The sequence below is a fragment of the Agromyces capsici genome (assembly GCF_058349965.1).
The window spans coordinates 2,309,134-2,322,659 of the sequence record NZ_JBYRET010000001.1 but is presented as its reverse complement, the minus strand read 5'-3'; the positions used below and the strand labels follow the sequence as shown (position 1 = coordinate 2,322,659).

14 protein-coding genes are annotated in these 13,526 nt (G+C 71.8%); 5 read left to right on the top strand and 9 right to left on the bottom strand.

Translation table 11 applies throughout. The annotated features are described in order from the left end of the window. The first annotated feature begins 15 nt into the window (after positions 1–15). Positions 16–420, top strand: coding sequence for a RidA family protein (locus tag AC3RKB_RS10915; protein ID WP_491436171.1), 405 nt, complete (start codon positions 16–18; stop codon positions 418–420). 13 nt (positions 421–433) lie between these two features. After that, entirely contained in the window at positions 434–910 is a 477-nt protein-coding gene (locus AC3RKB_RS10910; protein ID WP_491436170.1) for an SRPBCC family protein, read from the top strand. A 16-nt stretch (positions 911–926) separates the two neighbouring features. Here the strand turns inward: AC3RKB_RS10910 and AC3RKB_RS10905 are convergent, their stop codons facing one another. After that, the gene (locus AC3RKB_RS10905) at positions 927–1,433 is read right to left on the bottom strand and encodes a MarR family winged helix-turn-helix transcriptional regulator (RefSeq protein ID WP_491436169.1); all 507 of its coding nucleotides are present in this window, start codon (positions 1,431–1,433) and stop codon (positions 927–929) included. A 155-nt stretch (positions 1,434–1,588) separates the two neighbouring features. Here AC3RKB_RS10905 and AC3RKB_RS10900 point away from each other — a divergent pair, with 155 nt between their 5' ends. Next, positions 1,589–2,854 (top strand): MFS transporter, encoded by a 1,266-nt coding sequence (locus AC3RKB_RS10900; RefSeq protein WP_491436168.1) that lies wholly within the window; start codon positions 1,589–1,591, stop codon positions 2,852–2,854. A gap of 15 nt (positions 2,855–2,869) precedes the next feature. Here the strand turns inward: AC3RKB_RS10900 and AC3RKB_RS10895 are convergent, their stop codons facing one another. The 3 genes from AC3RKB_RS10895 to AC3RKB_RS10885 are packed head-to-tail and all read right to left on the bottom strand — an operon-like array spanning position 2,870 to position 4,633. Then, positions 2,870–3,556 (bottom strand): hypothetical protein, encoded by a 687-nt coding sequence (locus tag AC3RKB_RS10895; protein ID WP_491436167.1) that lies wholly within the window; start codon positions 3,554–3,556, stop codon positions 2,870–2,872. Then, on the bottom strand, positions 3,549–4,286 hold the full coding sequence (locus tag AC3RKB_RS10890; protein ID WP_491436166.1) for a hypothetical protein: 738 nt from the start codon (positions 4,284–4,286) through the stop codon (positions 3,549–3,551). The genes AC3RKB_RS10895 and AC3RKB_RS10890 overlap by 8 nt, the downstream gene beginning before the upstream one ends. Further along, a complete protein-coding gene (locus AC3RKB_RS10885) occupies positions 4,283–4,633 on the bottom strand; it encodes a PadR family transcriptional regulator (protein ID WP_491436165.1) in 351 nt (116 codons plus the stop codon). The genes AC3RKB_RS10890 and AC3RKB_RS10885 overlap by 4 nt, the downstream gene beginning before the upstream one ends. A 58-nt stretch (positions 4,634–4,691) precedes the next feature. Between AC3RKB_RS10885 and AC3RKB_RS10880 the strand changes: the two genes are divergently transcribed. Both AC3RKB_RS10880 and AC3RKB_RS10875 read left to right on the top strand, forming a co-directional pair. Continuing rightward, positions 4,692–5,309 (top strand): DUF4232 domain-containing protein, encoded by a 618-nt coding sequence (locus AC3RKB_RS10880; protein ID WP_491436164.1) that lies wholly within the window; start codon positions 4,692–4,694, stop codon positions 5,307–5,309. A gap of 81 nt (positions 5,310–5,390) precedes the next feature. After that, positions 5,391–6,779: an NAD(P)-binding protein gene (locus AC3RKB_RS10875; protein ID WP_491436163.1), complete on the top strand. Its 1,389-nt coding sequence runs from the start codon at positions 5,391–5,393 to the stop codon at positions 6,777–6,779. Positions 6,780–6,824: 45 nt separating this feature from the next. Here the strand turns inward: AC3RKB_RS10875 and AC3RKB_RS10870 are convergent, their stop codons facing one another. The 5 genes from AC3RKB_RS10870 to AC3RKB_RS10850 form a co-directional block, all read right to left on the bottom strand. Further along, the gene (locus AC3RKB_RS10870) at positions 6,825–7,865 is read right to left on the bottom strand and encodes a LacI family DNA-binding transcriptional regulator (protein ID WP_491436162.1); all 1,041 of its coding nucleotides are present in this window, start codon (positions 7,863–7,865) and stop codon (positions 6,825–6,827) included. Between the two features lie 63 nt (positions 7,866–7,928). After that, complete coding sequence (gene yicI / locus AC3RKB_RS10865; RefSeq protein WP_491436161.1) at positions 7,929–10,079, bottom strand: alpha-xylosidase; 2,151 nt, start codon at positions 10,077–10,079, stop codon at positions 7,929–7,931. Continuing rightward, the gene (locus tag AC3RKB_RS10860; protein WP_491436160.1) at positions 10,079–11,041 is read right to left on the bottom strand and encodes a carbohydrate ABC transporter permease; all 963 of its coding nucleotides are present in this window, start codon (positions 11,039–11,041) and stop codon (positions 10,079–10,081) included. The genes yicI and AC3RKB_RS10860 overlap by 1 nt, the downstream gene beginning before the upstream one ends. Next, positions 11,038–12,045: a carbohydrate ABC transporter permease gene (locus AC3RKB_RS10855; RefSeq protein ID WP_491436159.1), complete on the bottom strand. Its 1,008-nt coding sequence runs from the start codon at positions 12,043–12,045 to the stop codon at positions 11,038–11,040. Before AC3RKB_RS10855 ends, AC3RKB_RS10860 begins: the two co-directional genes overlap by 4 nt. 128 nt (positions 12,046–12,173) lie before the next feature. Next, entirely contained in the window at positions 12,174–13,466 is a 1,293-nt protein-coding gene (locus AC3RKB_RS10850) for an ABC transporter substrate-binding protein (RefSeq protein WP_491436158.1), read from the bottom strand. Between the last annotated feature and the right edge of the window lie 60 nt (positions 13,467–13,526).

Here is a 13,526-nt window from a genome sequence, read left to right as displayed (position 1 = left end):
AAGGAGTGAATCACCATGACCTCGTACGTGACCCCCGTCGACCCGGACGGGCTGCACCGCAGCCCGGCCTTCGCGCAGGGCATGATCGCGCCGGCGGGCCCGCTGCTCTTCGTCGGCGGCCAGAACGGCACGGATGCCTCGGGCACCCTGCTCGAGGGCCTGCGCGGGCAGACCGAACAGGCGCTGCGCAACGTGCTCGCCGTACTCGCCGCGGCGGGCACCGGCCCCGAGCACGTGGTGAAGCTGAACATCCACCTCGCGCCCGGCATCGATCCGAACGAGGCGTACGCCGCGAGCGCCGCCGTGTGGGGTACCCGCCGAACCGCCGTCACCGTCCTCACCGTCGCACCCGCCCGCCCGGGCGCCCTCGTCGAGGTCGACGCGATCGCCGCCGTTCCTCCTTCCCCGTCGGTCGAGTAGCGGAGGCGGAACGGTGACCCCGACTCCCGCCGGCGACCGCGCCGTCGTCCGCGACGCGTTCGAGCTCCCGCTCCCGCGCCGGGCCGCGTTCCGGCTGTTCACGGCGCGCGGCGAGGAGCTCTGGGTGCCCGGCTGGGTTCCGCGGTTCTTCGCCGACGTCGCCGACGACCTCGAGGTGGGCACGGTCTGGCGCACCGACGACGACGCCGGCCGGCCGACGACGTGGATCGTGCTCGACGCCGACCCGGGCATCCGGGTGCGTTACGCCCGCGTCGCCGACGGGTGGACGGCCGGCACGGTGACCGTCGAACTGGCCGACCTGCCCGACGGGTGCCGGGTCACGGTCGAGTACGACCTCACCGCGATCCATCCCGATGCCGCGGCCGAGCTCGCACGCTTGGCCGACGGCTACGCCGACTACCTCGCCTCCTGGCGCGAGGCGATCCTCGACCATCTCGCGGCGGGCGGTGCGATGCCCGACCCGGTCTGACGCTCGTCGGCCGGCGTCAGGGCTCGACGTCGTCGAGGCGGGCGATCACGACCTCGAGCAGGCGCGCGAGCTCGGCCCGGTCGGCGTCGGAGAGGTCCTGCAGCACGTCGGACTCGACCACGTCGGACCCGCGGATCGCGAGGCTGAAGAACTCCCATCCCTCCGACGTCAGCGCGACGAGGATGCGCGTGCGGTTCTCGGCGTCGGGCGTGCGCTCGACGAAGCCGCGCTCGGCGAGCTTGTCGAGCCGGTGCGTCATCGACGACGGGGCGACGTTCGTGAGGTCGGCGAGCTGGCTCGGGGTGAGGGGGGCGTCGGCCTTCGCGAGCGTCGCGACCACCGCCCACTCCCCCTGGGTGATGCCGAGGTCGGCGAGCTGACGCGCGTACCACTGGTCGAGCTTGCGCGAGAGGCTTCCGACCGCCGTGATGACGCGCTGCACCGACTCCTCGCCGCCCGCCGCGACGTAGGCCTTGACCGCCCGTCGGTGCTGCTCGGCCGCGCTCGGCTTCCGCTTCGCCATGCGGGAATTCTCGCACACCTCTTTCGGTTGCTAAGATTTCGATATCGAACTATTCGACGCCGAAGCCGATGTGAGGTCGCGCCGGCGTCGCCATCGTCGCGGCCGCGGGCCGCGACCTCCGTCGACTCCGCGATCAACGTGAAAGGGGTGCGCCCATGCGCGCGATGCTGCTCGTCCTCGCCTCGAGCATCGGTTCACTGGGATGGGGCGGCGTGCTGCCCTACCAGTACGCCTATGCCGCCGACACGAGGGACTGGGGCGCCCTCGTCGCCGCGGGTGCGGCGTCGCTCTTCTCCGTCGGCGCGCTCGTCGCGGCACCCATCGCCGGCCGGCTCAGCGACCGGTACCCGCCGGTGCGCGTCGCCGTCGTCGCGCAGCTGATCGGTGCGGCCGGTGCGGCCTCGTTGATCCTCGCCGACGATCCCGCGGCGTTCCTCGCGGGCATGCTCGTCTTCGGGATGGGCCTGTCGGCCGCCGCACCCGCCAAGCAGGTGCTCGCCCTGCAGTGGTCGTCGAGCGACGATCGCCGCAAGGTGTTCGCGTACAAGTTCACGGGCGAGGCGCTCGGCATGGCCGCGGGCGCGTTCATCGCCGGGCACCTCGTCGACCTCGACCGGCCCGACGGGCTGCACGTCGGCTTCCTCATGGCCGCGGGCGGCTTCGTCGTCTCCTCGGCCATCATCGCCCTCGCCGGCCGCGGCGCCCCCGTGCCGACCGAGTTCGCGGCCGACCCGACCGGCGCGATCTCGGCCGTCGAGGCGCGCTCGCGCGGCATCCTGCGCGTCATCTTCGCAAACCCGGCGCTGCGCTGGACCGCGATCGTCACGATCACGCTCGCGCTCGGCTTCTACGCGCAGTTCGAGTCGGGGCTGCCGGCATACGGCATCACCGTGCTCGGGGTCGATCCCACCGCGATCGGCACCGCGGCGGCGGTCAACTGCATCGTGATCGTCGCGATCCAGGTCGTCGTGGTCCGTCTGACGGCGAAGCGCAGCGCCCCGGTGCTGCTCATGGCGGTCGGCACGATCTGGGTGATCGCGTGGATCGGCCTCTCGGCCGCGCAGCTCGCGCCCGGCGTCGCGTCGGCGCTGTTCGTGATGATGTACGGCGTGTTCGCGGTCGGCGAGACGATCTACAGCCCGGTGCTCAACCCGCTCACCGCGTCGCTCGCGCCCAAGGGCATGGTCGGCCAGACGCTCGGCGCGATGGCCGCGCTGCAGACCGCGTTCACGGCGGCCGGGCCGCTCGTCGCGGGCGTGCTGCTCGGGGCGGGCCTCGCCGACGGCTTCCTGCTCATGCACCTCGGCGTGAGCCTGCTCGCGGTGTTCGCCGCGTGGCGGGTGAAGCGTGCGCTCGCTCCGGCCCGCGCGGGCGCGGCGCCCGAGCCGCCGCTCACCCGCCCCATCCCGGTCGCGGGCTGAACACGAGCGAGCGGCTCAGTGGGCGTCGTCCATGCCCGTGACGTGGACGGCGTACCCGACGCAGCCGGCGTCCTCCCATCGATACTCGGGGGCGACGGCGGGGTCGTCGGGACCGAACTCGGGAACGCCGTGGAGCGCTTCGAACTCGGCCGTCCCGCCCGCGGGGCCACTGAACGCAGCCAGTCGCTGCTCGACCGACGCCTCCGGCGGGATGAGCCAGTAGACCGTGAACCGGTAGTCGAAGCCCTTCTCGAGCATGCAGTCGGCGATGATGCCGTGCTGGGTGAGCCAGGTCTCGGTGCTCGCCGGATCGGGGTCATCCGCCGGCCGGGGGATGGTCGCGATGTCGGTGGACGCGTCGAAGAACGGGATGCCGGACTCGTCCACCGCCGGCTGCGCCCCCGCCGCCGCCGGGGGCGCGGTCGGGGTCGGGGTCGGGATCGGGGTCGGCTCGACGGCGTCCGCGTCGGGCTCGATCGTCGGCGACGACGACGCCCGCCCGGTCGGGCTCGGCACTGCGACGGGGCTGGATCCGGCCTCGTGCTGCATCAGCGAGGTCACCGCGGTCGCCGCCAGCGTCGCCCCCGTCCCGAGCGCGACGACGGTCGCGGCGACCGCGACGATCAGCGCCACGCGGGTACGGGTGACGACGGGTCGCCGCCGGTTGCGTTCGGCCTCGAGCAGGTCGTCGACCTCAGCCACGTTCGTCTCCTTCGCTGTCGAGCACGGCCGGACGCCCGGGCCGTGCGGCCGTCGGTATCCGAGCCCAGTGGATGGCGGCGGCGACGCACGCGAGCGCGAGCGCGGCACCGATCGCGAACGTCGCAGGCTCCCACCACGGGACCCGGTTCACGAGGACGACGGCGCTCGCACTGAGCACGTAGAGCGCCCGGCCGGCCTCGACGAGGATGAGCCCGGTCGGGACGGCCAGGGCGAGGGTCGCCAACGCACGCTGTCGTGCATCGACCATGGCGAGCAACGCCAGCAGGGCGATGAGACCGAGGATCACCGCTCCGAGCGCGGGGCTCGGGATGCTCGAGACATCGCCGATCACGAGCGCGCGCACGAGCCGGAACGCCACGAACCCGCCCAGCGCGACGTCGAGCACGCCGATCGTCACGACCACCGCGAGCATCGCCGCGTCGGCTCGGAGCGCCAGGCGGACGCCGGGATCGGCCCGCCGGAGCACGGCGGACCGCCAGGTCAGGTCGGCCGGCACGCCGCGAAGGGCCCGCAGCCGGATCGACCACGCGAGGCGCCGAGGACCGACGCCGGCCTCGGCGGCCCACATCGCGTGCTCATGCAGGTCGGAGGCGATCTCGTCCTGCCGGCTCGCGGCGACGCCCGCATCCATCCCACGGGTGTACGTCATCGTCCAACGCAGGACGCCGCGCGCCGCCCGGTGGAAGTGGCCGCTGCGCTCGACGCTCATGCGATCGCCGGCCTGGTCGACCCGCTCGGCGTCGAGGCGGCGCGGATCGACAAACGCAGTGCCGCCTCACCCGCGCCCGTCACCCGGTAGAGCCGGCGGCGCGGGCGCCCCTCCGCCTCCGCCGCCTCGGCCGCCTCCCACTCGGATTCCAGCAGCCCGGCCTCGGACATCCGGCTCAGGGCCTTGTAGAGCGTGCCGTGCGCGAGCAGGGCCGACCCGTCGTGATCGGCCAGCGCCCGGGCCAGGCCGAAGCCGAAGAACGACCCGTCGGCGGCCTGCAGGGTCGATCCCGCATCGAGGATCGCCACCTCCAGCGGGAGGAGGACTCCTGGTCGTCGTCGCGGCATACCCGAACTATAGGAAGATATCTGCCGATAGCGCAAGGATGTGCCTATGCTTCGAGACATGGGACCTGCGCCATCCACACTCCTGACCGGCCTGCTCGCGATCGGGGCCGGCCTGTCACTGACCGCGTGCACGCCGTCCGCGTCGCCGCCACCAGAGGCCGCGCCGTCCGTCACGCCCGGCCCGCCGACTCCGACCCCATCCGACGACGTTCGATGCCAGGACGACTTCACCGCGCAGATCGAGTGGGGAACCGATCCGGCCGCGCCGAGCACCGCCTACCTTGCACTCGCCAACTCCGGCACCGCGGCGTGCCCGCTGTCCGGGTTCCCGAGCGAGGCGGCGTTCCTCAGCGCGTCGGGTCCCATCGAGACGGTGGGCTACGGCCTCGACGGCTCGCCGACGATCGACGAGTTCGGCCGGGCCGGAGAGGTCGTGACGGTCGCCCCCGGCGGGCGCGCCTACATCTGGGCCCGGATCGCGCAGACGGCCGACCGTGCGAGCGATGACCGCTGCCAGTTCCCCGCGGCGGCGACGGGCGTCACCCTGGTGCTGCCCGGCGCGTCCGCTCCGATCGTCGCGCCCGCCGATATCGAGGTCTGCATGGATGCCGACGGAGACGACCTGCAGCTCGGGCCGGTCGATTCGGAGCCCCGCCCCGCCTCGTCCGCGGGGTGACGACGATCGCGCCGACCTGATTCGGAGCTGCGGCCGCGCTCGACGGTGGACCCGCCGCCCCGATCGTGGTTCAGTGGTCCCGTGGCCCACGTGGTCGACACGGACTACCTCGTCGTGGGCGCCGGCGCCACCGGGATGGCGTTCGCCGACGCCCTGATCGACCACGCCGACGGAATCACCGTGACGCTCGTGGACCGTCGCCACGGCGTGGGCGGGCACTGGCTCGAGGCGTACCCGTTCGTGCGCCTGCACCAGGCGTCGGCCTTCTACGGCGTGGCGTCGACGCTGCTCGGCGGCGGCCGCCTGCAGCACCGCGGACCCGAGGCGGGACTCCAGGAGCGTGCCACGCGCGCCGAGATCTGCGCGTACTACGAGCGCATCCTCGCCGAACGGCTGCTGGAGTCGGGCCGCGTGGAGTTCTTCCCCGGATGCGAGGTCGACGAGGACGGTCGACGGTTCGTCTCGCGGGTGTCGGGCGAGGAGCACCTCGTGTCCGACCGGTGCCGCGTGGTCGACGCCCACCACCTCTCACCGCGGATCCCGGCCGAGATGGCGCCGCCGTTCGTCGTCGCCGACGGCGTGAAGGTGGTCCCGGTCAACGAGCTCGCCCACCTCCACGAACCGCCGGGCGAGTACGTGATCGTCGGATCGGGCAAGACCGCCACCGACGCGTGCGTGTGGCTCCTGTCGCGCGGGGTCGATCCGGAGGCGATCTGCTGGGTGCGGCCACGTGACCCGTGGATGCTGAACCGCGCCGTCGTGCAGCCCGAGCCCGCGGTCTTCCTCGGCATGGTCGCCGACACCATGCAGGCGGCCGAGGCGGCGTCCTCGCCGGCCGAGATGTTCGGCAGGCTCGAGGACGCCGGCGTGATGCTGCGCATCGACCCGACGGTCGCGCCGACCATGGCCCGCACCCCGACCCTCGCGGCCTGGGAGCTCGACCTGCTGCGCTCCATCCCGAACGTGCTGCGCCACGGCCATCTCGCGGCCGTGGCGCCCGGCCGCCTCGAGTTCGCCGACGGCACGGTCGCGGCCCTCGCCGACGACGCCCTGGTGGTGCACTGCGCCGGAGAGGGGTTGCGGATGGCGCCGCTCGTGCCCGTCTGGACGCCGGAGGCGATCACGCTGCAGCCGATCCGCACGGGGTTCCCCTGCTTCGGCGCCGCGCTCGTCGGCTACGTCGAGGCCACCCGCGACGACGACGCCGAGCGGAACCGGCTGTGCCCGCCGTCGCCCTATGCGAACTCGATGACGGAGTGGGCCCGGATGACCGTGCTGGGCGCCCGGTCGGCCGCCGCGTTCGGCTCCGAGCCCGACATCGCGGCCTGGGCCGACACGGTGGCGCTCAATCCGGCCCGCATCCCGCCGGATCACCCGCGCACCGCCGAGCTCGACGACGCGCTCGACCGGTTGCAGGCGCATCGGACGCCGGGTCTCGCGCGGCTGGCCGAGTTCGCCGGACTGACGTGATCGGGCGCCCGGCGCCCGATCGCGAGGGGACGGCCTGCCGCGCCGTCAGGCCGCCGGCGGCGCGGTGCTCTCGCGCACGACGAGGCTCGTCGCGAGGTCCATGCGGGGCGTCGGCGCACCTGGCTCCAGCGGTTCGTCGGCCAGCCGGATGGCGAGCCTCGCCGCCTCCTCGCCCATGCGCCGCAGCGGCTGATGGACCGTCGTGAGCTTGGGCGTGAGCCAGGCCGCGAGCGGGATGTCGTCGTAGCCGACGACCGAGAGGTCCTCGGGCACGCGGATGCCGCGCTCGCGCGCCGCCTCCAGCACGCCGAGCGCCTGCATGTCGCTGCCGGCGAAGATCGCCGTCGGCCGCTCGTCCGCGGGCGCGTCGAGCAGCTCCCGCGCCCGGTCGCGCCCGCCCGACACGTGGAAGTCCCCGAAGCGGATCCACGACTCGTCGATGGGCAGGCCCGCCGAGTTCATCGCCGAGCGCAGGCCGTCGATCCGAGCGAGCGAGCACATCATGTCGGCCGGACCGGTGATCGCCGCGATGCGCCGGTGGCCGAGCTCGATGAGGTGCCGGGTCGCGGCGAGCCCGCCCGACCAGTTCGCCGAGCCCACCGACGGCGCGTCGGCCGACGGGTCGCCCGCCGGGTCGACGATCACGAACGGGATGGCGCGCGCGTGCAGCTGCTCCCGGTACTCGGGCACCAGGTCGCTGAACACGAGCACGACGCCGACGGGCCGGCGGCGCATGACCCCCTCGATCCAGTCGGGATCGGGCGAGTGCCGGCTGCCGCTGACCGTCAGCACGACCGAGAGCCCGTTCTGCTTCGCGACCGACTCGACGCCGTCGATGAGCTCCATCGACCAGATCGGGTCGAGCTCGTGGAACACGAGCTCGATGAGCTCGGCGCGCGATTCCGAGCGGCCGCCGCCGCGCCGGCGGTAGCCTCGCTCGGCGAGCACCTGCTCGACGCGTGCGCGCGTCGCCGCCGCGACATCCGCCCGGCCGTTCAGGACCTTCGAGATCGTCGAGAGCGACACGCCCGCCTCGTCGGCGATCTCGGCGAGCGTGACGCGGTCGGTCGCGGCATCCGTTGACATGTTTCGAATCCTAGCCCCGAAACTTGCGCGACCGAATGCCACGACACGACGTGCGCCGGCGGGTCAGCCGCGCACCTCGCCGGCGACTCCGTCGACATCGACCACGGGGATGACGGCGCCGCCGCGGATCCACAGCGGCACCGTGTCGAATCCGTGCTGCTCGCGACGCCAGACGCCGCCCTCGACGGTCTCGCGCGTGAACCAGTTCGTCCACGTCCCCGACGGCAGGTAGTACTCGACCGCTCCCGACGCCGAGAACACCGGCGCGACCAGCAGGTCGGGACCGAGCAGGTATTGCCGGTCGAGGTAGGCCACGGCCGGGTCGCCGGGGAACGCCAGCTGCATGGGCCGCATCACGGGCGTGCCCGTGCGATGCGCCTCCGCGCCGGCCGCGACGAGGTACGGCCGCAGCGACGCCTTGAGCTTCGCGAACGTGCGCGCGACCTCGACCGCCGACTGCCCCGGCGCCTCGTCGCCCGTGTCGAACGCCCACGGCACGCGGTAGCTCGTCGACCCGTGCAGGCGCGAGTGGCTCGAGAGCAGCCCGAACGCGAGCCAGCGCTTGAACACCGCCGGGTCGGGGTCGCCCTCGAAGCCGCCGATGTCGTGGCTCCAGTAGCCGAAGCCGCTGAGCGCGAGCGAGAGCCCGCCGCGCAGGCTCTCGGCCATCGACGTGAACGTCGACGAGTTGTCGCCGCCCCAGTGCACCGGCATCGACTGCCCGCCGGCCGTCGCCGACCGCGCGAAGAGCACTGCCTCGCCCGGCCCGCGCTCGGCCTCGAGCACGTCGAACACCGCGCGGTTGTACAACTGCGTGTAGCGGTGGTGCATCGCCTCGGGGTCGCTGCCGTCGTGCCAGACCACGTCGACCGGGATCCGCTCGCCGAAGTCGGTCTTGATCGCGTCGACGCCCTGGTCGATGAGCCCGCGCAGATGCGCCTGGAACCAGCGCGTCGCCTCCGGGTTGGTGAAGTCGACGAGTGCCATGCCGGCCTGCCAGAGATCCCACTGCCACACCGAGCCATCCGCCCGCTTCACGAGGTAGTCGTGCTCGACGCCATCGCGGAACAGCTGCGACCGCTGCGCGATGTACGGATTCAACCACGCGCTCACGCGCAGGCCGCGATCGTGCAGCCGCGCCAGCATGCCCTCCGGGTCGGGGAAGACCGCCGGGTCCCATTGGAAGTCGGTCCAGTGGAACTCGCGCATCCAGAAGCAGTCGAAGTGGAACACCTCGAGCGGGATGTCGCGCTCGGCCATGCCGTCGATGAAGGCGTTCACCGTCGCCTCGTCGTAGTCGGTCGTGAAGCTCGTCGAGAGCCACAGGCCGTACGACCAGTCGGGGACGTGCGCCGGGCGGCCGGTGAGCTTCGTGTAGCGGTCGAGCACCTCGGCGGGCGTGGGGCCCGCGATCACGAGGTACTCGAGGCACTCCCCCGCGACCGAGAACTGCACCTGCTCGACGGCCTCGGAGCCGACCTCGAACGACACGTGCCCGGCGTGGTTCACGAGCACGCCGTAGCCGCGGTTCGTCAGGTAGAACGGCACGTTCTTGTACGACTGCTCGCTCGACGTGCCGCCGTCGGCGTTCCAGATGTCGACCGTCTGGCCGTTCTTGACGAGCGGCCCGAAGCGCTCGCCGAGCCCGTACACGAACTCGCCGACGCCCAGCGAGAGCTGGGTGTGCAGGTACGCGGATGCCTCGGCGAGGCCGGTCGTCGTGATGCCGGTGACGCCCGTCGGCTCGGCGGCCACGGGTGCGCCGGGCGCGAGCCGCATGTACCCGACCGACTTGTGGCCGCTCGTCGTGAGCGCGGCGCCGGAGGCGTCCTCGAACGTCAGTTCCCACGGCGCCCCGCGCCGGACGCGGGCGCGCACCGAGCCCGCGTCGACCACGCCGCCCTCGTCGTCGACCGAGATCGACGCGCGGTACGCGTCATCCGCCGCGATCTCGAAACCCACGTCGCGCGGAGTGCCGCAGTGGTGCTCGACGCGCACCCGGATGACGCCCTCGGCCGGGCTCGCGAGCGAGACCGTGAGCATCGGCCGGTTCAGCGTGTCACCGCGCGCCGCGATCACGCGCGTCGGCGCCCAGACGACCAGCTCGTCACGGCCGCCCGCCGCCTCGCCCTCGATCGCGAGGTCGCGCGCCTCCTGCGCGTACAGCGCCTCGACGCCGGGGCGGGCGTGCCAGAACCCATCGGTGAACTTCATTACTTGACCGCTCCTGCCGTGATGCCCCTGGTGAGGGTGCGCTGGAAGATGAGGAAGAAGACGAGCGTCGGGATCAGGCCCAGCAGGGCCGACGCGCTCGTGGTCGTGACATCCATCAGCCGGTCGCCCTGCAGCACCGTGATCGCCACCGGCACCGTCTGCGTCGCGTTCGACACGAGGAAGGTCAGCGGGATCAGGAACTCGTTCCACGTCCAGATGAAGAAGAAGATGAGCAGGACCGACAGCGTCGGCCGCGAGATCGGGAACACCACGCGCCAGAGGATCTGCCAGCGCGACGCCCCATCGAGCGACGCCGCCTCGAGCAGCTCCTTCGGGAACGTCGAGTACACCGACGCGAGCAGGTACGTGCCGAAGGCCGACTGGATGACGGTGAAGATGATGATGACCGCCCACTGGCTGTCGTACAGCCCGACCTCCTTGAACATGAAGTACAGCGGGTAGAGCAGCACCTCCTGCGGCAGCATGTTCGCCAGCAGGATGATCACGACGATCCAGAGGCGGCCCTTCACGCGCCCGATGCCGAGCGCGAACGCGTTGAACATCGAGATCAGCACGGCGAACACCGCGACCAGCCCCGAGATGAACACGCTGTTCCAGAGCTTCTCGGGGAAGTTCACGCGCTCCCAGAACGCCACGATGCCGTCGAAGTAGAACTCGGTCGGCAGCGTCAGCGGGCCCGACGTGTTGTAGTCGGCCGGCGACTTGAACGAGTTGATGAGGATGAGCAGGAACGGCACGGCGATGAAGAAGCCGAGCAGGACGGCGACGACCAGCACGACCCAGTCGCCGGGCGTGCGGCGGGCCGGTCCGCCCGAGCGGCGGCGCGAGCCGGTGCTGCGGACGTCGCGGCGCAGGCCACGCGGGCGGCGCGCGGGCGTGCCACCCGTCGGCAGCTCGATGTCACGGCGCTCGGGGTCGAGCTCCTCGACGATGGCGGTCATCGACCCGCCTCCTTCTTCTCCATGCGGTGCTGGGCGAGGATGAACAGCACGCTCACCGCGGCGATCACGACCGTCAGCGCGGTCGCGATGGTCGCGCCGTAGCCGACCTGCTGCGACTGGAAGAACTCGCTGTACGCGTAGTACGCGGGCACGATCGTCGAGGTGCCGGGCCCGCCGCCGGTCAGCGCGTAGACGGGGCCGAACACCTTGAGCGCCGCGATCGTGCACGTGAGCGTGACGACGAAGATCTCGGGGCGGATCATGCCCATCGTGATCGCGCGGAACCGCTGGAACCAGTTCGCGCCGTCGAGCTCGGCCGCCTCGTACAGCTCGGGGTCGACCCGCTGCAGCGCGGCCATGAAGATCACGATCGGGTAGCCGAGCTGCACCCAGACCATGATCACCATGAGGCTCGCCAGGGCCGTGTCGGGGCTGCCGAGCCAGTTGTGCGCGAGGTGGCCGAGGCCGATCGCCTCCAGCACCTGGTTGAGCGCGCCGTTCTGCGGGCGGAGGATCCAGCCGATCACGATCGCGGCGATCACCGCGGGCAGGATCTGCGGCAGGTAGTACGTCGCGCGCAGGAAGCTCGCGAGCTTGCCGCCGAACTTGCGGCCGATGAGGTCGAACAGCATCGCGGCGAGCAGCAGGCCCAGTAGCGTCGGCACGATCACCATCGCGAGGATCATCGCGATCGAGTTGGCGAAGCTGGTCCAGAACACCTCGTCGCCCATGAGCTCGACCCAGTTCTCGAGGCCGATCCACTGGGGCGGGCGGATGCCGCGGTACTCGGTGAACGTGAGGTAGATGTTCCAGAGCAGCGGCACCACCACGATGAGGGCGAGCAGCGCGAGCCCGGGCACGAGGTAGAGCCAGTAGGTGCCGCGACGGGCGCCGGGGATGAGCCCCTCCTCGGGCCCGCGCGGGCGGCGACGCGACACGCGGCCGGCGCCCGTGGCATCCGCGGCCTCGATCGTCGTCGCGGCCCTGGTGTCGAGGGCAGTCATGGTGGTTCCTTCCGGTGGTCCGTCCGGGTCGTGCGGGGTTGGTCGGGGCGTGGCCCCGAGGGGCGGATGCCGCGGCGCACGCACTTCGCCGCGGCATCCGTTCTGTGGTTCCTGAGCCCGTCGAAGGGTCAGCCGATGATGTCGTCGACGCCCGACTGGTACTGCTCGCCGAGCTGCTCCTGCACCTCGGCCGGCGTCTTCGTGCCGTTCACGAGCTCCTGGAGCCCGGCGTTCAGCTCGTCGTAGAACGTCGGCGTGGGCCAGTCGGGGTAGAACGAGATGCCGTCCTTGTCGTTCAGCGCGTTGAAGTTCGCGATGAGCTCCTTCGACTTCTCGTCGGTGATGTCGGCCTCGTCGGCCGCGACGGGCACGCCGCCGTTGTTGCCGAGCAGCGCCTGGATCTCGGGGCGCATCGTGATGTCGATGAACTCGTACGCGAGCTCTTTGTTCTTCGCGCGCTCGGGCACGACCCACATGTTGCCCGCGGAGCCCGGCGAGAGCTGGGCCTCGGGGAAGAGGAACGTGCCCCATTCGAAGTCGGTGATCTCGCTCGCGAAGCGGCCGTACCACCAGCTGCCCGAGTAGAAGATCGGCGCGTCGCCGCTGATGAACGCGACGCCGGCGTCCTCGGCCTTCAGGCCGGAGGCATCCGTCGAGATGTAGCCGGCGTCGACCCAGTCCGTCACGGTCTCGGTCGCGTAGGTGATCTCGTCGCCCGACCAGTCGACCGGGTTCTCGTACAGCTGGTAGTCGTTCACGAACTGGCGGTCGGCCTCGCTCAGCGCGAGCTGGTACCAGAGCTGGCCGAGCGGGTACTCGGCGGCCGAGGTGGTGAGCGGCGTGGTGCCCTGGTCGGCGAAGGTCTGCAGCACGGCCTCGAACTCGGCGAGCGTGGTCGGCACCTCGACGCCGGCGGCCGCGAACGCGTCCTTGTTGTAGTAGACCTGCACGAACTCGCCGTAGTTGGGCACGCCGTACCAGCTGCCCGAGCCCATGATGCCGTTCTCGTCGTACTTCGCCGTGGTCTGCAGCGCCGGCGCGAGCAGGTCGCCCCAGCCGTACTCGTCGACGACGTCGTCGAGCGGGGTCAGCAGGCCCTCGCTCGAGAGCAGGCCCGCGGTCGCGTTGCCCTTGTTGTACTCGAGGATGTCGGGCGCCTCGTCGGAGTTCAGCACCTGGCTGGCCGTCGAGCGGATCTGCTCGAAGCTCTTCTCCTCGAACTCGACCGTCGCGCCGGTCTCCTCCTCGAAGATCTCGATCGCGCGGTCCCACGCGATGCCCATGGCGGAGTCGGCGCCCTCGTAGTGCCAGAGGCGGAGGGTGTTCTCGTCGCCGCCCGCGTCGCCGCCGGAGCAGCCGGTGAGGACGAGGGCCGCGGCCGCGACCGAGGCCGCGACGGCGAGGGTTCTGGTGTGCTTCATTGCTACCTCCTGGTGTGGGTGGTGCGGGGTGTCCACCCGGTGGGGCGGATGGTGGTGGGT

Coding starts and splice junctions, on each gene's coding strand:
- yicI (WP_491436161.1), bottom strand. CDS start 10,079: ATGAAGTTCACCGATGGGTTCTGGCACGCCCGCCCCGGCGTCGAGGCG.
- AC3RKB_RS10860 (WP_491436160.1), bottom strand. CDS start 11,041: ATGACCGCCATCGTCGAGGAGCTCGACCCCGAGCGCCGTGACATCGAG.
- AC3RKB_RS10905 (WP_491436169.1), bottom strand. CDS start 1,433: ATGGCGAAGCGGAAGCCGAGCGCGGCCGAGCAGCACCGACGGGCGGTC.
- AC3RKB_RS10900 (WP_491436168.1), top strand. CDS start 1,589: ATGCGCGCGATGCTGCTCGTCCTCGCCTCGAGCATCGGTTCACTGGGA.
- AC3RKB_RS10850 (WP_491436158.1), bottom strand. CDS start 13,466: ATGAAGCACACCAGAACCCTCGCCGTCGCGGCCTCGGTCGCGGCCGCG.
- AC3RKB_RS10870 (WP_491436162.1), bottom strand. CDS start 7,865: ATGTCAACGGATGCCGCGACCGACCGCGTCACGCTCGCCGAGATCGCC.
- AC3RKB_RS10890 (WP_491436166.1), bottom strand. CDS start 4,286: ATGAGCGTCGAGCGCAGCGGCCACTTCCACCGGGCGGCGCGCGGCGTC.
- AC3RKB_RS10880 (WP_491436164.1), top strand. CDS start 4,692: ATGGGACCTGCGCCATCCACACTCCTGACCGGCCTGCTCGCGATCGGG.
- AC3RKB_RS10915 (WP_491436171.1), top strand. CDS start 16: ATGACCTCGTACGTGACCCCCGTCGACCCGGACGGGCTGCACCGCAGC.
- AC3RKB_RS10855 (WP_491436159.1), bottom strand. CDS start 12,045: ATGACTGCCCTCGACACCAGGGCCGCGACGACGATCGAGGCCGCGGAT.
- AC3RKB_RS10885 (WP_491436165.1), bottom strand. CDS start 4,633: ATGCCGCGACGACGACCAGGAGTCCTCCTCCCGCTGGAGGTGGCGATC.